Source organism: Kribbella sp. NBC_00359, from assembly GCF_036097425.1.
Taxonomy (GTDB): domain Bacteria; phylum Actinomycetota; class Actinomycetes; order Propionibacteriales; family Kribbellaceae; genus Kribbella.
Genome location: NZ_CP107975.1, coordinates 7,314,541 through 7,333,728, shown reverse-complemented (window position 1 = coordinate 7,333,728; position 19,188 = coordinate 7,314,541). Strand labels below are relative to the sequence as shown.

Annotated in this window: 14 protein-coding genes; 6 read left to right on the top strand and 8 right to left on the bottom strand. The window is 69.1% G+C overall.

Annotated features, from left to right (window positions below):
• Window positions 1-20: 20 nt before the first annotated feature.
• From OG876_RS35645 to OG876_RS35620, 6 genes are all read right to left on the bottom strand, one after another.
• Window positions 21-815 (bottom strand): SDR family NAD(P)-dependent oxidoreductase, encoded by a 795-nt coding sequence (locus OG876_RS35645; protein WP_328521107.1) that lies wholly within the window; start codon window positions 813-815, stop codon window positions 21-23.
• Window positions 812-1,996 carry a glycine C-acetyltransferase gene (locus OG876_RS35640; protein ID WP_328521106.1) on the bottom strand — a complete coding sequence of 395 codons (1,185 nt, stop codon included), beginning with the start codon at window positions 1,994-1,996 and terminating at the stop codon, window positions 812-814. Before OG876_RS35640 ends, OG876_RS35645 begins: the two co-directional genes overlap by 4 nt.
• Window positions 1,993-2,547: a cysteine hydrolase family protein gene (locus OG876_RS35635; RefSeq protein WP_328521105.1), complete on the bottom strand. Its 555-nt coding sequence runs from the start codon at window positions 2,545-2,547 to the stop codon at window positions 1,993-1,995. Before OG876_RS35635 ends, OG876_RS35640 begins: the two co-directional genes overlap by 4 nt.
• The gene (locus OG876_RS35630; protein ID WP_328521104.1) at window positions 2,544-3,872 is read right to left on the bottom strand and encodes an MFS transporter; all 1,329 of its coding nucleotides are present in this window, start codon (window positions 3,870-3,872) and stop codon (window positions 2,544-2,546) included. The genes OG876_RS35635 and OG876_RS35630 overlap by 4 nt, the downstream gene beginning before the upstream one ends.
• Window positions 3,873-3,936: 64 nt before the next feature.
• The gene (locus OG876_RS35625) at window positions 3,937-5,652 is read right to left on the bottom strand and encodes a hydantoinase B/oxoprolinase family protein (RefSeq protein ID WP_328521103.1); all 1,716 of its coding nucleotides are present in this window, start codon (window positions 5,650-5,652) and stop codon (window positions 3,937-3,939) included.
• Window positions 5,649-7,727, bottom strand: a complete 2,079-nt coding sequence (locus OG876_RS35620) for a hydantoinase/oxoprolinase family protein (protein ID WP_328521102.1) — start codon at window positions 7,725-7,727, stop codon at window positions 5,649-5,651. Before OG876_RS35620 ends, OG876_RS35625 begins: the two co-directional genes overlap by 4 nt.
• A gap of 223 nt (window positions 7,728-7,950) precedes the next feature.
• Here OG876_RS35620 and OG876_RS35615 point away from each other — a divergent pair, with 223 nt between their 5' ends.
• The 5 genes from OG876_RS35615 (at window position 7,951) to OG876_RS35595 (ending at window position 14,591) form a co-directional block, all read left to right on the top strand.
• Entirely contained in the window at window positions 7,951-9,183 is a 1,233-nt protein-coding gene (locus tag OG876_RS35615; protein WP_328521101.1) for a serine hydrolase domain-containing protein, read from the top strand.
• 95 nt (window positions 9,184-9,278) lie between these two features.
• Window positions 9,279-10,523, top strand: a complete 1,245-nt coding sequence (locus OG876_RS35610; protein WP_328521100.1) for a PucR family transcriptional regulator — start codon at window positions 9,279-9,281, stop codon at window positions 10,521-10,523.
• Window positions 10,524-10,645: 122 nt separating this feature from the next.
• On the top strand, window positions 10,646-12,976 hold the full coding sequence (locus tag OG876_RS35605) for a molybdopterin cofactor-binding domain-containing protein (protein ID WP_328521099.1): 2,331 nt from the start codon (window positions 10,646-10,648) through the stop codon (window positions 12,974-12,976).
• Window positions 12,977-12,983: 7 nt separating this feature from the next.
• Window positions 12,984-13,460, top strand: coding sequence for a (2Fe-2S)-binding protein (locus OG876_RS35600; RefSeq protein WP_328521098.1), 477 nt, complete (start codon window positions 12,984-12,986; stop codon window positions 13,458-13,460).
• Window positions 13,461-13,466: 6 nt separating this feature from the next.
• Window positions 13,467-14,591 (top strand): XdhC family protein, encoded by a 1,125-nt coding sequence (locus tag OG876_RS35595; protein WP_328521097.1) that lies wholly within the window; start codon window positions 13,467-13,469, stop codon window positions 14,589-14,591.
• Between the two features lie 4 nt (window positions 14,592-14,595).
• Here OG876_RS35595 and OG876_RS35590 read toward each other — a convergent pair whose 3' ends face one another.
• Together OG876_RS35590 and OG876_RS35585 are read right to left on the bottom strand one after the other, a co-directional pair.
• On the bottom strand, window positions 14,596-15,435 hold the full coding sequence (locus OG876_RS35590; protein ID WP_328521096.1) for an alpha/beta fold hydrolase: 840 nt from the start codon (window positions 15,433-15,435) through the stop codon (window positions 14,596-14,598).
• Between the two features lie 20 nt (window positions 15,436-15,455).
• Entirely contained in the window at window positions 15,456-16,877 is a 1,422-nt protein-coding gene (locus tag OG876_RS35585) for an FAD-dependent oxidoreductase (RefSeq protein ID WP_328521095.1), read from the bottom strand.
• Window positions 16,878-17,071: 194 nt separating this feature from the next.
• Here OG876_RS35585 and OG876_RS35580 point away from each other — a divergent pair, with 194 nt between their 5' ends.
• The gene (locus OG876_RS35580; protein ID WP_328521094.1) at window positions 17,072-19,183 is read left to right on the top strand and encodes an ATP-binding protein; all 2,112 of its coding nucleotides are present in this window, start codon (window positions 17,072-17,074) and stop codon (window positions 19,181-19,183) included.
• Window positions 19,184-19,188: the final 5 nt, after the last annotated feature.

The window sequence follows — 19,188 nt, the reverse complement described above, 5'->3', positions numbered from 1 at the left end:
GAGTTCTGCGGGCCGTCGGCTCAGACGATGAGATCACCTCCGTTGATGTCGACGGCCGCGCCCGTGATGTAGGCGGCCCGATCGGAGGCGAGGAAGGCGACGAGCTCTGCGACCTCCCAGGGCAGGCCGACCCGGGGCACCGGGAACGACCGCGTCGGGCGCTCGAGCGAGCCCTCGGGCAGGAGGCCCCGGGCCATCGGCGTGTCGATCAGGCCCGGGCACACCGCGTTCACAGTGACCCCGACCGGCCCGTAGGCCTTCGCCAGGTGCCGGGTGAGCCCGAGGACGCCGTGCTTCGCGGTCGTGTAGTGCGCGCCGCCGGCCGTACTGATCGTCTTGCCGGCGGTGGAGGAGAAATTGACGATCCGGCCCCAGCCGCCGTCGCGCATCGCAGGAAGCGCTCGTTGGCAGCAAAGGAACGTGCCGTTCACGCTGACCGCGAGCACGCGGCTCCACTCGTCCTCGGTGATGTCCTCGAACGCCGTCGGCGGTGCGATACCCGCCGCGTTGATCAGGATGTCGAGCCGCGTCTGCTCCGCCAGCACTGAGGCGACCGCACGGTCGACCTGTCCGCTGTCCGTGACGTCCACCGCGACCGACCGGACACGGTCCGCCGCCACCTCCAGCATCGACGCCAGCTCGGTGCGGCCAGGCGCTGCGAGATCGAAGACCGCGACGGTCGCGCCGCGGCGCGCCAGTGCGTGCACGGTCGCGAGGCCCATGCCGCTCGCACCGCCGGTCACGATCGCGACCCGGCCCTCCAGCTCCGCACTGTCCGCGCTGGTGGGTGCGCGGAGCCCGTCGTCGGCGCTCATACGCCCGCCATGACGGCGTACGCGCGACCGAAGGCGGCCGCCGCGAGTTCGAGTTGGTTGGTGGTGTGTGACGCCGAGACCTGCACTCTGATCCGCTCCTCGCCCGCGGGCACGACTGGATGTGACAAGGCGAAGGCAAGGACGCCGTCTCGCCGGAGGGCGGCTGCTACGTCGCGGGCGAGCGAGCCGCCGCGGAGCATCACCGGGATGATGGGGTGCTCACCGGGCAGTACGCCGTACCCGAGATCCTGCAGTGCCGTCCGGAGCCAGGCCGAGTTGGCGGCCAGGCGTTCCCGAAGCTCGGGGTGTCCTCGCGCGATCCGGATCGCAGTCAGTGCCGCAGCGGCCAGGGGCGGTGACATCGCGTTGGTGAAGATGTACGGGCGTGAGACCTGGCGCAGTGTCTCCACGACAGCATGGGACCCGGCGACGAAACCGCCGGCGCCACCGCCGAGCGCCTTGCCCAGCGTCCCTGTCAGTACGTCGATGCGTCCGTCCAGTCCGTAGTACTCGGCTGTGCCGGCACCGGTGGCGCCAAGTACACCCGTGGCGTGAGAGTCATCGACCATGAGCGCCGCGTCGTAGTGCTGCGCGAGTTCCGCGAGCTGTGGCAAGGCAACGATGTCGCCGTCCATGCTGAAGACTCCGTCGGTGACGATGAGCCGGTGGCGGGCATCCGCGCAGGCGGCGAGTTGGCGTTCGAGCTCGTCGAGGTCGGCATGGCGGAAGACGTACCGGCGGGCCGACGTCAGGCGGATGCCGTCGATCAGACTGGCGTGGTTCAGGGCGTCGCTGAAGACGGCGTCATCCCGGCCGAGCAGGGCGTCGAAGGTGCCGAGGTTCGCATCGAAGCAGGAGCTGTACAGCACTGCGTCCTCGGCTCCGACCAGGTCCGCGATGGCCGCCTCGAGCTCACCGTGGATCTCCCGCGTGCCGCACAGTACGCGTCCCGCAGTGACGCCGAGTCCCAGGTCGCGCAGCGCCCGCTGCGCCGATTCGAGCACCTCCGGGTCGGCGGCGAGCCCGAGATAGTCGTTGGAGGCGAAGTTGACGAGGATCTCCCCGCCGACGCGCAGGGTCGGTCCTTGGATGCCTGAGGCAACGAGATCGCGGCGCAACCCGGTGGTCTCCCGGCGTACGTCGAGGTCCGTCCGGAGCCGGTCCAGCAACGTAGCGTTCACGCGTCCAACCCGTTCCAGTCGGTGGAATCGACGACCTCGAATCCGCGGCTGGGGAAGACCGCGTCCATGAAGAAGTCGTGCATCGCCTGGTCGCCGTCGGCGCACCCGTCCCGCAGTACGGTCACCTGGTAGCCGCGGTCGGCCGCGTCGTAGCACGTCGCGGCCACCATCGCGCTGGTCGCGACGCCGGCGATCACGAGCCTGTTGACGCCGGCCGCGCGCAGCACCAGGTCGAGATCTGTGCCGGCGAAGGCGCTGGCGCGGCGCTTGAGTACGACGACGTCCCCGTCGGCGACCGTTAGGTCGACCTCGGTTCCGGGCGATCCATCGTGGAAGGCGTCCCCGGCCTCGTAGAACGATCTCAGCAGGGCACTGTCCGGCGGCACGTCGGTCCCGTTCGCCCGGAAGGCGAAGTGGACGAACACCACGAGAACGCCGGCCGCACGGGCGCGCGACAGCAGTTCGGTGACGGGTGGGACGACGTGCCGGGCGAACGGATAGTTGCCCGTGATCCCCTTCTGGAGATCGCCGATGATCAGTGCAGTGGTCAAGACCGGCTCCCGTCCAGCCGCTCGATCCGGCGTCCTGTGGTCAGCAGGACACCCATGGCGGCGAGCATGATGATGGCGATGGTCAGTAGGGCATAGGAGAAACTTCCGGTCGCGTCCGCGATGGCTCCGGTGATGTAGGGACCGACGAATCCGCTCAGGTTGCTGACGGAGTTGATCAGCGCGATCCCGGAGGCGGCGGCCGCGCCGGTCAGGCCGATCGCCGGGATCCGCCAGAACTGGGGCATCGCGGAAATGATCCCGGCGACGCTCAGGCAGACCGCGAGCACGAACGGAAGGCCGCTGTTGGTGAAGGTCGCCAGCACGAGCCCCGTCGCACCACAGGCCAGCGGTACGGCGGTCGCCGTGACCGCGGTCTTGCGGCCGGCGAAGTGCGCCCAGGTGAGCAGAGCCACCACAGACACGGCCCACGGGATCGCGGACAGCAGCACGCTGCTGACGTCGCCGGCCGGACCGATGCTGTGCGTGATGGACGCGATCATCGTGGGCAGGAAGTACGCCAGCGGATACAGTCCGAACGCGATCGCGAACCACGTCACGGCCATCGCCCAGACCCGGCCGCTGGTCAGCGCCTCGCGCAACCCGGTGAGCGCACCGTTGGCGCGGTGTTCGGCGGCCTCGGCGGCGAGCGTGTTCTCGATGCCGGCCTTCTCCCCGTCGTCGAGCCACTGTGCGTCGCTCGGGCGGTCCGGCAGCAATGCGAAGATCAGGACGCTGACGACGACGGTCAGCGCGCCCTCGATGAGGAACAGGGCCCGCCAGCCGGTGAGACCGAGCACCTGCTCGCCCCACTTGAGCACTGCCGCCGCCAGGGGAGACCCGATGATCGCCGACACCGGAGTCATCAGGATGAACAGCGACAGGGCCCAGGAACGCTGGCGGCGCGGGAACCAGTAGGTGATGTAGAGCAGGATTCCGGCGCCCAGGCCGGCTTCGGCGAACCCGAGCAGGAGCCGGGCGACGAACAGTGTGGCCGCCGAGTCGACGGCCGCCGTCGCGGCGGTGATCAGACCCCAGGTGATCATGATCCTGGCGATCCAGACCCGTGCGCCGAACCGGCGCAGCATCATGTTGCTCGGCACCTCGACGAGGACGTAGCCGATGAAGAACAGGCCGGCGGCGAGGCCGAGCTGCGACTTGGTCAGGCCCAGGTCACGCGACATCGGTGCGGCGATGTAACCGAGGTTCGCGCGGTCGGTGAAGCTCACCACGTACGCGAGGCCGATCAGCGGGGTGATCCGGAGGCTGACTTTGCGCCAGGTCTGAGGTGCGACGGAGTTCTGGGTGGTAGCGGCGGTTGAACTCATCAGAAGTCCAATCGGGTCGGTGGGGATGATGTTTCCGCGACCGTGGTCGGGCCGCAACGACGCATCAGGGCGTCTTGCCGCGCAACCTGGCGGTGGCAGCGGCATCGATGACGCCGTCTTCGCTGACGACGACGCCGTAGTCCCGGGCGGCCCCCGCGTGCGTGACCTTGCCGTCGAGGACATCCTCGAGAACCCTCTCCGGGGCACGCTCGAAGGCGGACCCGTGGCCGCCGCCGCCGGCGGTCACATGCCGGTGGCGGTCTCCTGCTGTCATCACGAAATGCGGTTTGGAGGCCAGCATCCGCTCGTCGTTACCGTCGGGGTCGAGGATGTTCAGCGACGGTGTCCCCGGCGCGCCGCCGGCCAGCCCGTAGGGCAGGAACATCCGCCGGTCCGACCTGATCTGCACGGTGGCCTCGGGTGCCAGCAGCGTCATGTCCCGGAACGTCGCCAGGCCGCCACGCCAGCGACCTGCTCCACCGGAGTCCGGGAGGTAGCCGTAGCCGTCGATGCGGAGGTGACCTGAGCGTTCCAGTTCCTCGATCGGGGTGTTCGTCAGGTTGGAGCCCAGCGCGCTGATCCCGTCCACACCGTCCCGGTCGGGCCGCGCGCCCCACGCTCCGGCCAACGGATCCCACAGCACGGTGGAGTCGCCGTCCGCCTCGACGATGCCGATCGCGATCCCGTTGGGCCCACCGTCTCCGGCGGCGGGCACCCGGGTGGGGAAGACCGGGGCGAGCGCCCCGAGCACCGCGTCGACGATCCGGAAGCCCACGAGGCCACGGGCGGCGCGCGCGGCCGGCCGCTGTCCGTTCAGGATCGAGGCTTCGGGGATGACGAACGTGAACGGCCGGTAGAAGCCGCTGTTGGCCGGGATGTCCGAGGCGAGGACACCTTGCAGGGCGGCATAGCCGGCGGAGCGGGTGAAGGACTCCGTCGCGTTGAGCGCGGAGTTGACCTGCGGCGCGGAACCGGTGAAGTCGAGCTCGATCCCGGCCTCGGACAGCGTGGCCACCACCCGGATCGGGATCGGGTCCGAGCCGAGGCCGTCGTCGTCGATGTGGTCGGTGAACTCGTAGGTGCCCGGGACCGCCTCGGCCAGCGCGGCTCGCAGCAACGTCTCGGAGTAGTCGAGCAACTCGTCGATGAGGGAGACGAATCGTTCGGTGCCGTGGCGTGCCGCGAGCGCGCGCAGGCCTTCGGCCCCGGTGTGGCAGGCCGCCAGTTGGGACTCGAGGTCCCCGCGCAGCAGTTCGGGTTCGCGGACGTTGCGCAGGATGAGTCGCAGGAAGGTCTCGTTCAGGACGCCGGCGTCGAGCAGCCGCGAGGGCGGGATCTGCACGCCTTCGGCGAAGATGCTGGTCGACTGCACGGCCATCGAACCGGCCGCCCACCCGCCGACGTCGGTGTGGTTGACGACCGTGACCGAGAAGCCCAGGAGAGTCTCGCCGGTGAAGACGGGGGAGACCGCGAAGATGTCCGGCAGGTGCATGCCGCCCAGGGACGGGTCGTTCAGCAGATAGAGGTCTCCTGGCCGGATCGCGTCGCCGAACTCGTCGAAGATCGCCTCCATCGCGCCCGGAATGGACCCGAGGTGGAGCGGCAGGGTGTTGGCCTGGGCGATCACCCGGCCCTGCGCGTCGCACAGTGCGGCGGAGAAATCCATGCTGGAGGCAACAAGCTGCGAGTGCGCCGTCCGCAGGATCGTGATCGCCATCTCGTCGGCGAGTCCGGTGACGGCATTGCGGAAGACCTCGAAGGTCACGGCGTCGCGGATCATTCGGGACTCCAGGTGATGACGATGTTGTTGAACCGGTCACGGTGTACTCGCGCACCTGGCGGGACGAGGGTGGTGGCGTCCATATCCTCGATGATCATCGGACCGTCCACGGGCTCGGTGCCGAGATCGGAGCGCGACACCACCGGCGTACGCACGGTCGCGGCGAACCGGCAGTCGCGGGTTGTGGGCTCGTGAGCCCGGACGACGGGGGAGTCCAGCACGTCGGCGATCGACACGTCGGTCAGCATCCGGCCGCGGACCCGGAGATTGACCAGCTCGACCAACTCGTCGGAGCCGGCCCGGCCGTACGTGCGTTTGTGCTCGGCGTGGAACCGGGCTCGTACCTCGGCGAGCAGGTCGTCGGTGAGGTCGCCGTCGGGCACCCGGATGCGGAGCTCGAAGCGCTGGCCGTGGTAGCGCATGTCCAGCAACCGGTCCACGACGGCGCCGGGTCCCAGGTCTGCGCTCACCTTCGTTGCCAGCAGCCCGAACTCCGTGGCGAGCGCCCTCACCTCGGCGAACTCCTCCCGGTACGGCGTGAGCTCGTGGCGTTCGGTGTCGGCGACGAGCAGGCCGAGGCTGCTGAACAGGCCCGGATACACAGGCACGATGACGGTCGAGATCCCCAGCTCCTTGGCCAGGGCGGCGGCATAGAGCGGTCCGGCGCCACCGAAGGCGACCATCGTCGCCTCGCGAGGGTCACGGCCACGTTCGCTGGTCACTGCCTTGACCGCGGTCGTCATGCTCGACACAGCTACCTGGTATGCCCCGCGCGCCGTACCGGGTACGTCGCCACCGAGCTGCTCGGCGACCGGCGACAGCGACTTCACCGCCAGCTCGGGATGAATCGCCACCCGGCCACCGGCGAGGTCGTGCGGGCTGAGATATCCCAGCGTCACGTTGGCGTCGGTCAGAGTCGGCTGCTCACCGCCCTGGCCGTAGCAGGCCGGGCCGGGACGCGACCCTGCGCTGGCCGGTCCGACATGGAGCGCGCCGGCGGCGTCGACGGAGATGATGCTGCCACCGCCGGAGCCGACCTCGGCGATGTCGATGGACGGCGCCCGCACCGGATACCCGGCACCGGAGCTGATGCCACGGGCAACGTTCATCCCGCCGCCGACCTCGTAGTCGGCCGAGACGAACGGCTCACCGTGCTCGATCAGGGAGGCCTTCGCCGTGGTCCCGCCCATGTCGAACGCGACCACAGTCGACAATCCGATCAGCTGCGCGAGCTTCTGTACGGCGGTGACCCCGGCCGCCGGCCCGGACTCGATGATCTGCACCGGCCGGTGTGCGACGGACGCCGCATCGAGCAGTCCTCCGCTGGACTGCATGACCATCAGCGGGGCGCTCACCTTCACGGCTCGCAGCCCTTCCTCCAGCCGGGTGAGGTAACCGTGCACCGCGGGACCGACGTACGCGTTGACCGTCGCGGTGCTCGTGCGCTCGAATTCGTGCGGCTGCGGGGACACGTCGACCGATGCTGTGACATAGACACCGGGCAGCTCGGCCCGCAGCAGTTCGGCGACGCGACGCTCCTCGTCCGGGCGGACGTAGGAGTTGATCAGGCAGAGGGCGACTGCTTCGATGCCGTCCGCTCGCAAGCGCGCGGCCAACGTCCGGACCTCCTCGTCATCGGCCGGTGGCTCGAGACGCCCGTCGGCCGTGATGCGCTGGTCGAGTTCGTACCGATGCCGGCGCCGCGCGAGCGGCTCGGGCTTGGACCACGACAGGTCGTAGAGCACCGGCCGTCGCAGGCGCCCGATCTCCAGTACGTCGCGGAAACCGCGCGTCGTCACCACCGCGGTGCGCACACCGTTCATCGCCAGGATGGCATTGGTGGCCACGGTTGTCCCGTGCAGCATGCCGACCACGGATTCCGGCTCGGCGGAGGCCGACGAGAGTACGCCGACGGTTGCCGCCACGACGCCGGAGCCGAAGTCGGGGGGCGTGGACGGGACCTTGATCGGCACCACCTCGCCCGCTGGGCCCAGTGCGATGACATCGGTGAAGGTGCCGCCGATGTCGGCGCCGACTCGCCAGCCGGGCGTGCGCGGATCGGGACTGGGAGGCACTGGGATCTCCTTCGCTCGGCGACCGATTGAAATCACAGTAGGATCGAGTTGAGATATCAGCAAGACCTAGTTGCTGTCTTTTTTCAGACGTGTGATAGACGCGGCCATCGAACGGGCGTCGAGCTGACGCCGTGTCAGTGTGGTGACTGGTCGGCGTCAGTGCGGCTGGTGATGGTGGTGCCAGGAAGACCGGACAACTCTCGAAAAGGGCGGTTATAGCAGCATGAACACGACGAACGTGCACGGACACGTTGAGGACGGTTGGGGGAAGGTCGCGGACGCGTTCCGCGCCAACTTCGAGGGGAACCCCGGCGAGGCGGGCGCGTCGTGCTGCGTCTACGCGGGAGGTCGCCCAGTCGTCGACCTGTGGGGCGGCTACGCCGACACCGCGGCGAAGCGGCCGTGGAACGAGGACACCATCGCCCAGGTCGCGTCCACGACGAAGGGTGCCACCGCGATCTGCGCGCACATGCTGGCGCAGCGCGGTGAGCTGGACCTGGACGCCCCGGTCGTCAAGTACTGGCCGGAGTTCGGGGCAGCCGGCAAAGACCAGATCCCGGTGCGCTGGCTGCTGTCGCACCAGGTCGGTCTGCCGGTCATCGACGGACCGTTGACGCTCGAGGAGGCGTACGCCTGGGACCCGGTGATCCGGGCGCTCGAGGCGCAGAAGCCGTTGTGGAAGCCGGGCACCGAGCACGTCTACCACGCGATGACCTTCGGGTTTCTGGTCGGTGAGGTCGTGCGCCGGATCTCGGGCAAGTCGCTCGGCACGTTCTTCGCCGACGAGGTGGCCGGTCCGCTCGGTCTGCACGCCTGGATCGGGTTGCCCGAGGAGCAGGAAGAGAAGGTGGCCACGATCGAGTACGCCGCCCCGTTCACCCTGGAGGAGATGACCGAAGGGATCATCGAGACCACCGGGCTGGACGCGGACACGGTCAACGCCTGGATGACCTCGGTGTGGGGCGAGGGCTCGGTCCAGGCCGCCGCCGGCACGCTCGGCGGCGCGTTCGACCCGACCTCCGACTACTTCACCAAACGTGCCTGGCGGGCGGCCGAGGTTCCGGCCGCGAACATGGTCGCCGACGCGCGGTCGGTGGCCCGGATGTACGCCGCAACGGTGAGCGACGTCGACGGCATCCGGCTGCTGGACCCCGCCACGGTCGAGCGGGCGATCGAGGTCCAGACCGACAAGACGCGGATGTACGGGCTCCCGCCAGGCCTGGACATCCCGGCCGACCGCTCCTTCTACATGTCGCTCGGGTTCTGGCGGTCCTGCCCGCCGCAGCCGATGCTCGGGCCGAAGTCGTTCGGCCACCCGGGCTCCGGCGGATCGATCGGCTTCGCGGACCCCGACGCCGGGCTCGGCTTCGGCTACGTGATGAACCTCTGGTCGTTCCGCATCGGCGAACCGCGCGCGTCGAGCCTGGCCGCCGCAGTCAAGGACTGCCTCGGCTGAACCGCCGTACGGCGTACCGCGACGGGGCTCCGGCAATGTCCGGAGCCCCGTCCGGGCTGTGAGGTCTGGCGACGGTGTGCGATGCTGTGCCGACTATGAGTGAGGTGGCACGGCGGTACGTCGCGCGGCCGGTGGCGCCGCGGACTGCGGAGTCATTGGCTGGGAGCGTCCTGCTGCAGCTGAATGCGGTGACCGACGCGCTGGTGCAGACCATCTACGAGCAGAACCCCGCCTATCGCGAGGTGAACTCGGTTCCGCCGGACGACCTGTGGCAGTCATGTCATGACAACGTCGCCCGGGTTGTGCAGATGGTCGCCGACACGGACCGCTGCCTGGGCCGGTCCGCGACCGACGACTACTTCGACGCTGCGCGGGAGACGGGACGGCGCCGGGCCGAGCAGCGGATGCCGCTGGATGACGTGCTCCGCTCGTTCCGGCTCGGCGGGCGGCTGGTCTGGGAGGCGCTGATCGACGAGGCCCGTGCGCAGGGCGTGGTCGACTCCGATGCGCTGCTGGATGTCGCGAGCAAGGTCTGGGAGGTCGTCGACAACACGTCCTCGCAGGTCGCGGCGGCCTATCACACTGCCGAACGTCAGCTCGTCCGCGCCGACGAGCGACGGAGATCGACGCTCTGGGAAGGGTTGCTGCACGGCCGCGGGAAGGACCGGGCTTTCGTCCAGGAGGCGGCAACGGTCCTCGACGTCCCGGTGAACGGCCGGTACGCGGTGGTGGCGATCGACAACCTGGTCGACGACGACTGCACGACCGCTTCGCTCAAACGGCGGCTGGCCGGTGTCCGGGTCGGCTCGGCGTGGCAGGTGCGTGCGCACACGGTCGTCGGATTGCTTGCCCTGGGCACGGAAGTTCCGGACACAGTACTCCGGTCGCTGCGCGCCGCCGTACGCGCGCCGGCCGGCGTGTCTGGCGTGGTATCCGGGCTTGCCAACGTGGACGTCGCGTACCGCCTGGCGACGCTGGCCAGGCGAACTCTGCCGGTCGGTCAGGTCGGGGTGGCGTCGTTGACCGAGCGGCTGCCAGAAGCCTTGCTGCTCAGTGCCCCGGAGCTTGCCGAACAACTCGTCCAGACGTGGCTGGTGCCACTCATGGACGTGCCGACGGCCGAGCGGGAACTACTGCTCGACACCCTCGAGAGGTGGGTGGCGGCAGGCGGTTCCGTCCGCGGCACAGCGGAGTTGGCGCACTGCCATCGCAACACGGTGATCAACCGCCTCCACCGGATCCAGCAGATCACCGGACGCGACCTGACCGACGCCGCCTACCACCTGGATCTCGGCCTCGCGCTCCGTGCCATCAGGCTGTTTCCGCCGCAGAGCGGCTGATCCCTCCGCTGTGCGTTGTGCACAGTCAGGCTGGGCCAAACGTAGGCGTTCTGGCCATGCCGCGGCGGCTTCCGCGCTGTCAGACTGCGTTCCCAGCATTGGTCGAACACGGAGGAATCTTCATGGCCGAACATCGTCGGTCGCCGGACGAGTCAACAGAGCAGCGCGGCCGGCTGGGGCGCCGTCGGGTCCTCGGGTACCTCCTCGCCGCGCCGACCCTGGCGGTCGGAGTGAGCTGGATCGCCGACTCGGCCGAGACCCGGCCGGCGGATGCCGCGGTGCCCTCAGTGCCGCAGCCCGAAGACATCTTCGACCTCGGCGATCTGCAGAACCTCGCGGCCGCGCCCACGTCCGGCCTGATCTCGGTCGAACTGAAGACCGACGGCACCGCGTTCTTCGCCGTACCCAGGGCAGAGGTCGGCCAGGGCGTGACCACGTCGATCGCGATGATGGTCGCCGAGGAACTGGACCTGCCGATGGACAAGATCACCATCGGCCTCGCCGACGCGCGGCCGGAGTTGCTGATGAATCAGCTGACCGGCGGTTCGAACTCGATGCGCAGCATGTACATCCCGGTCCGCACGGCCGCTGCGATCGCTCGGCAACGCCTGGTGGAAACGGCCGCCGCGCAGTGGGGTGTGGCCGCCGGCAAGCTCACCACTCGCGATGGGGTGGTGAGTGGGCCGAGCGGACGGACGGCGACGTACGGGTCGTTGGCGAAGGCCGCGGCCAGTTCCCGGACGATCACGGTGTCCGCCGAGCTCAAACCCCAGTCCGAGTTCACCGTCCTCGGGCGCCCGCACAACCGCGTCGACGCTCTCGACATCGTCACCGGCCGGAAGCAGTTCGGGATGGACCTGGAGGTCCCGAACGCCAAGCCGACCATGGTGGCCCGGCCGCCGACGATCAACGGCACGGTCAAGTCGGTCAACAATCTCGCCGCCGTACGCGCGATGCCCGGCATCACCGACGTCGTCGCCATCACCCACGGCGTGGCGATCCGGGGCGAGACGTTCGGTCAGTGCATCGACGCCATCCAGGTGGTCGACGCGACCTGGGGTCCGGGGACGGTGGACAACGAGTCCGATGCCACCGTGCTGGCGAAGCTGCGTGCGGCTCAGCTGCCGATGGCCGTGCCGCCGCTGCTGTCGAGCACGATCGACGCCGAGTTCGTCTTCGCCTTCGCCAGCAACAGCCCGCTCGAACCGGACTGCGCGATCGCCGACGTCCGCCCGGACAGCGCGGAGATCTGGGCCAGCCTCAAGGTGCCGATCGTCGCCCAGGAGGACATCGCCAAACGGCTGGGGCTCCCGATCGACGCGGTGAAGGTGCACGTGATCCAGGGCGGTGGCTCGTTCGGCCGGCACCTGTTCCACGATGTCGCCGCCGAGGCGGCGGAGATCTCCCAGAAGATGGGCAAGCCGGTCAGACTGTCCTGGTCGCGCACGGACAACTTCCGCCAGGGACGCGTCCACCCGATGTGTACGTCGCGCGTGCGGGTGAACTACCTGGCCGGCAACGTGCTCAGCTACGAGCAGCGGCACACCAGTGTGCAGACCGAGTTCGGTCATGGCCTCGGTGAGATGATCACCGCGACCGCCGCGCATCTGCCGGTCGGCGGGAACCTCTCGTTCGCCGAGACGATCTTCGCGCTCAGCCAGTCGTCGCCGTACAACTTCGGTGTCACCACGCAGTTGCTGAACGAGATCCCGTTGAAGTTCAACACCGGCAGCATGCGCAACATCTACTCGCCGAACGTCGTCTGTGCCGAGGAGCTCGTGGTCGATCGGCTCGCGGCGAAGCTGGGCCAGGACCCGGTCCGGTTCCGCCGCAACTTCCTGAAGGACCCGCGATTGCTGGCGGTGCTGAACAAGGCTGCCGAGGTCGGCGACTGGGGCAAGACGATGCCGAAAGGCATGGCGCAGGGTGTCGGGCTGCACGCAGAGTACCGCGGCGCGGTCGCGACCCTGGTCGAGATCGACTGCCGGCCGGAGACGGTGAGCAGGCCGATTCCGGACGGCGTGAGCGGCCCGCGCGTGACGAAGGCACTGATCGTGGTCGATCCAGGCTTCTGCATCAACCCCCGCGGACTGGAAGCCCAGATGATCGGGGGTCTGCAGGACGCCATCGCGCTGGCGCTGACCTCCAGCCTGCACATCAAGAACGGCATGCCTCTCGAGGGCAGTTGGGACAACTACTTCTACACCCGGCAGTGGAACACGCCGCAGGACGTCCAGGTGATCATCATGCCCAACACCAGTGACAATCCCAGTGGCGCCGGCGAGCTGGCGGTGGCGCCGGCCTTCGCCGCGATCGCGTGTGCCTACGCCCGCGCCACCGGGACCATGCCGACGTACTTCCCGATCAACCACGGCACGCTCGGCTTCGAGCCGCTGCCGCTGGAGCCGTCCACCCCGCAGTCACCGACCGACGGTCTCGACCACACCTTCTGAGGAAGTCATGGCAACGCACACTTTCAAGCTCAACGGCAAGCAGATCAGAGTCGATGCCGAGGGCAACGTTCGTCTTCTGTGGGTTCTGCGCGACCTGCTCGGCGTCACCGGCCCGAAGTACGGATGCGCACTCGAGGTCTGCAAGTCCTGCACCTCGCACATCAACGGCAAGGCGTTCAACCCGTGCTCCGTGCAAGTCAAGGACATCGAGCCGGCCGACGAGATCACGACCATCGAGGGCCTGCCGGCGACCGTCGGCAAGGACCTTCACCCGATGCAGCAGGCCTGGCTCGACCATGACGTCGCCCAGTGCGGCTACTGCCAGCCCGGCCAGATCATGGCGGCCGTGGCCAAGGTCAAGCAGGCCCACGCGGAGGGCCGCGAGATCACGGACGCGGACCTGGACGAGCTGCGCAACATCTGCCGGTGTGGCACCTACTCCCGGATCCGCGAGGCCGTCAAGGCCGGCGCCGAGAACATGTGAGGCGGCGTGCGTGACCTGCTCCCGCACCTCCGGCAGTGGTACGCCGATGGCGCGCCGTTCGCCGTGGCCACCGTGATCGACACGTTCCGCTCGGCGCCTCGCCAACCGGGAGCGGCGATGGCGGTCTCCGGCGACGGCGTCGTGGTGGGCAGCGTGTCCGGCGGCTGTGTTGAAGGCGACGCGTACGAGGTGGCTCGTGAGGTCATCAAGACCGGCCTACCGACTGTGCGGCGGTACGGCGTCTCCGACGATGACGTATTCGCGGTGGGCCTGACCTGTGGGGGAGTGATCGAGGTCCTGGTGCAGCCGGTCGACCTGGCCGCGTTCACCGAGTTCGATGCGGTGGCCGACGCGGTCGACTCAGGTCGGCCGGTCGCTGTCGCGACCGTTGTCACGACCGGAGATCGCCTGGGTCAGCGGTTGATCGTCTGGCCGGACGGAGTGACTGGCAGTCTCGGTGACTCGGGCCTGGACGCCGCCGTCGTCGAGGACGCCGTGGCCATGCTCGAGCAGGGCGCCACCGCGATCCGGTACTACGGCGCGCGGGGCGAGTGTCAGCATGCCGAGATCGCGGTGTTCGTCCAGGCATTCACGCCCCCGCCGCGGATGTTCGTGTTCGGCGCGATCGATTTCGCGGCCGCCGTGGCTCGGGTCGGCAAGTTTCTCGGCTACCACGTGACGGTGTGTGACGCGCGTGGAGTGTTCGCCACTCGGCAGCGCTTTCCCGAGGCGGACGAGGTGGTGGTGTGCTGGCCCCACCGTTTCCTCGAGGAGGCACTCGACCAGGGTCTGGTGGATCGGCGCGGCGTGTTGTGCGTGCTGACCCACGACCCGAAGTTCGACGTACCGTTGCTGGAAGTGGCGTTGCGCACCGAAGCCTGCTACATCGGCGCGATGGGATCGCGCCGTACGCACGAGGATCGGCTGTCCCGGTTGCGAGCGGCAGGTGTGACCGACGCAGAGCTCGCCCGGCTGTCGTCACCCACCGGATTGGATCTCGGCGCGCGGACTCCTGAGGAGACGGCGATCTCCATCGCGGCGGAGATCATCGCAACCCGATCGTCGGCCGGCGGACAGCGCCTGTCTACCACCACGGGACGGATCCACGGCGAACCCGCAGGCGTGGCGTAGACGATCAGGAGTACGCCGCTGTCGGAGCGCGGAGGCTGGTCAGGAAGTCGAGCAGCAATGCGTTCACCTGGTCGGGTGCATCGAGTTGTGCCCAGTGGCCGATGCCGTTGATCCGCTCGTACCGCCATGGGGCGTCGACGAAAGCTGCGGTGCCGGTCAGTGCCTTTTCGGTGATGGCAAGATCTTCGCTGCTCCAGATCCCCATGGTCGGTACTTGGATGGGCGGGAGTTCGGTCGAGGACCGGGTCAGCGATTCCGGCGGCAGGATCGCCCGGTACACGGCGAGACTCGCGGTGAGGGCCGCTGGGTCGCGGAGGCGGGCGATGACGGAGTCGATGTCCGGATGCCGGCTCCAGTTGCGCAGGTTGGCGAAGTCGTCGGCCGCGAGCCAGCGCTCGGCGATGCCCGGGAACTGGAACAGCAGCATGTACCAGGACTTCTCGCGTTGTTTCCAGCCTGCGGCGGCGAACGCGGCCGGGTGGCCGACCGACAGGCAGGTCAGGCTGGCGACCCGTTCGGGTGACAGTGCCGCGAGTACGGCGCCGATCGCACCACCCCAGTCGTGGCCGACGACGTGGGCCGGGCCCGCCCCGAGGGCGTCAAGGAGGCCGATCTGGTCGCTGACCATCTGAATCATTCCGTAGCTCGCGACGGTGCCGGGTTTGTCGGACTGACCGAAGCCGCGGAGGTCGGGCGCGATGGTTCGGTAGCCGGCCTCGCCGAGCGCGGTGATCTGGTGGCGCCAGACCTCGTGGCTGTCGGGCCAGCCGTGGAGCAGGAGGACGGGCTCGCCGTCGCCGACGTCCGCTACCTCGAGGGTTGTTCCGTTGATGTCCAAGCGCATGGTGAACTCCTTCAGTGGCGTCAGCGTGGGGTGGCGATCGTGGCGAGGAGTTGTGCGCGGTCGGGGCCAGGGGTTGGGTATTGGGGGGCGTTGGCGCCGAGCGTGAGGACCTTGGCGACCATGCCGGGCGCCGCCAACGCCTCCGGGGGAGTGCAGAGCATCGACGCGACGGACGCGTAGGCACGCAGTACGTCGGGATCTTGTGGTGCGGCCGCGTACAGCGCTTTGGTCATCGCCCAGCTCGGGTCGGATGTCTGGTAGGTCTCGCCGGCCACATCGGCGGCGATCTCGTTCAGGCGGTGCCGATCGAAGGCCAGGGTCATCCGGTACAGCGGGGTGACCGTGCTCTCGGTGATCTCGTCGAACCGGCGTACCAGCTTCTCCGGCTGGTCCGGGCCGACGTCGCGGAGCAGGTCGCGGAGTGCGCAGGCGTGCAGCATCCCGATCGACGCGCCGCGGCCGAGTGAGGGGTTGGTGCAGGCCCACGCGTCGCCGATCGCGACGAGCCCGGTGACCACCGGTTCGCCGTCGACGACGTACCGGTGGTAGCGGTCCTCGATACCGGCGATCACCTGCACGTCCGTGATCGGGTCGGCCTCGCCCCACTGAGCCGCGGTCGGGTAAAGCTTCAGCGCGGCCTGCCAGGCAGAGACGTCGCGCAGTCCGCGCACCTGCTTGTCCTGCGCCGACGTGGTGAACCCGACGCCCCAGGTGCCGTTGTCCGCCGGAAGGGTCAGGATGGACAGGCTGTCGAAGTGCTGGAGCAGTGGGCTCAGGACCGCTGGACGGGACCCGTCCGTCGAACGGAAGTGGCGGGCGTAGTACACGAATCCTGAATCCTCGCGCTCCTCGTGGGGGCGGCGGCCACCGGCGGACTCGATCATCGCGCCGACCGGCGACCGTCGGCCGGTGGCATCGACGACGAGATCGGCACGGAGTACCGCGCCGCCGTCGATCACGACACCGGTCACGTGTGGTGCCGCTGCGATGATGGCCGGCCCGGTGAGCAAGCCGGTGACCTTGACGTCGCGGCGGATCGAGACAGCCTGGGTCCGCTGCGCGACGGTTGCGGCTGCTGCCTCCAGGACCGGGCGCCGGGCCGTCACCGTCTCGAACCGCTCGTCGCTGTCGCGCCGGCCGCCGGTCACGGCGGCGGGCAGTTGGTCGAACACGTTCACGCGGGAGCCGCCGAAGGCGATCAACTGCTCCAGCACGGCCGGCAGTTCGCGCTGCATCAGCGTTCGCCAGCGCGGCAGCATGTAGTGCAACTGGCGGAACTGGTTGACGCCGGGTCGTTGCCACTCGAGCCAGGCCTTCCCGGCATCGTCGCCGGGTGGGGCCTCGTCGCGTTCCAGGATCGTGACGCTGTGGCCGTCGCGGGCCAGGAGCATCGCGGTGACCAGGCCGTTCAGGCCCGCGCCCAGTACGAGGATTTCCGCCATGTCGCACCTCCGGAGCTGTCTCAGTGCGGGCAGCGTGCGGCATCGACCTGCTCACCTTCCAGACCAATCACTGTCCAATCGCTGTCCGAACGCCGTACGCGGTGTCCGTCCGTCTTGACCGCCAACCGGACGAGGGGCAGGTTGGACGGAGGCGCGGCGCACGAGAATGCTCGGAGTGCCGAAGGGGGTGGCGCATGACGAGCCGTGGCAAGTCGACACCGACGGCACAGCTCGGTGCGATCACGGTTGCCGATCGGCTTCGGCAGGCGCGGCGCCGTCGGTTCGTGGGGCGGACCGGTGAGCTCGAGCTGTTCCGGACTGCGCTGACGCCGGGCGAGTCCGGCTTCACCGTTTTGTTCGTCCACGGTCCGGGTGGGATCGGGAAGACGACCTTGCTCGGCGCTCTCGCTGAAGCCGCCGACGAGGCCAATGCCACGGCGGTGCGACTGGACGCCCGGACGATCGACCCTTCGCCGCCCGCGTTCTACGCCGCACTCGGCGCGGCTCTCGGCGTACCGGACCGGGCAGCACCACTGGAGAGCCTCGCCGCGCGCCCGCGCCCGATTCTCTTCATCGACACCTACGAGCAGTTGATGCCGCTGGACAACTGGCTGCGGGAGGAGTTCCTACCGGCACTTCCCGCGGACGCGCTGGTCGTGGCGGCCGGGCGGACGCCGCCGTCGCCGCAATGGGCCAGCGATCCCGGCTGGGGTGAGCTGTTGCGAGTGGTTGCCCTGCGCAACCTGCAGCCCGACGATGCACGCGCCTACCTGCACGCCGCGGGCGTGCCCGAGGACCTGCATGGACGGGTGCTGGAGATGACGCACGGTCATCCGCTCGCCTTGTCCCTGTTGGTGGATGTCGTCGAGCAGCACCGAGGTGGGCTCGCGCCGGGTCTGTCCCTGCAGGAGACGCCGGACGTGGTTCGGGTGCTGCTCGAGCACTTCGTCGAGTGGGTCCCCAGCCCACGGCACCGGGAAGCGCTGGAGGCCTGCGCGCACGCCCGGTTCACCACGGAAGATCTGCTGCGCACCGCGCTCGGCGGCGACGACGCGCATGAGTTGTTCGGCTGGCTGCGCGGTCTGTCGTTCATCGAGGAGGACCCGTACGGCGTGTTCCCGCATGATGTGGCGCGGGATGTCCTCGACGCCGACCTGCGCTGGCGGGACCGTGCGTCGTACGTCGACCTGCACCGGCGGGTACGGCGGCACCTGGTGGAACAGGCACGTCGTACGACGGGACTGGAACAGCACCGGTGGTCTGCCGACATCATCTTCCTGCACCGCAACAACCCGCTGATGAGGAGCTTCTGGGACTGGGAGTCGTTCGGCCAGGCGTTCCCGGACGAGGTCCGCGACGAGGATGGGGCTCCGATCCTGGCGATGACCAGGCGGCACCAGGGGGCTGAGCAGGCCGAGCTCGTGGCGCACTGGATGGACCATCCCGCGGCGAAGTTCGTCGCCTTCCGCGCCGGTGCCGGCGACCCGATCGGCTACGCCGGGGAGATCAACCTGGAGCAGGCCGGCGAATCCGGCCTCGCCGCCGACCCCGCCGCGGCGGCGATCTGGGATTACGCACAGCGACACGGGCCGCCGCGGCCGGGCGAGACCGTGTACGCGGCCAGGTTCTTCATGGATCGCGAGGCCTACCAGAAGCCGTCGGCGTCGAACAACGTGATCACCGCACGGCACGTCCAGCACGTGCTCACCACTCCGGGACTGTCCTGGGACTTCATTGCGTGTTTCGAGGACGCGGCATTCTGGGAGCCCTTCTTCGCCTACATCGATTACCACCGGGCCCACGAGGCGGAGTACGACATCGGCGGTCACCACTACGCCGTGTACGCCCACGACTTCCGGCGGCTGGGGCCGTTGGACTGGCTGGAGCTGATGGCCGATCGGGAGATCGGCGCCCCTGCCGGACCGCCGACCGGCGCCGACCCGGAGCTGGTGCTCTCGCAGCCCGAATTCGCCCACGCGGTCCGTGCCGCCCTGCGGTCGCTGCACCGGCCGGACCGGCTCGCCGGCAACCCGCTCCTGCGCTCCAGGCTGGTCCGTGACCACGGAGATTCATCCGCCGACACGCTTCGTACCCTCGTCCTGGAGGCCGCTGAGTCACTCCGGGCCGACCCGCGTGACGACAGACCCTTCCGGGCTGTCGACCGCACCTTCCTCCGACCCGCAGCCACCCAGGAACGCGCCGCGGAGGTGCTCGGCCTGCCGTTCACGACCTACCGCCGCCAGCTCGCCCGGGGCGTCGACCGCATCATCGACTGGCTGTGGGCCCGCGAAGTCCACGGCCCGTAGGGCGC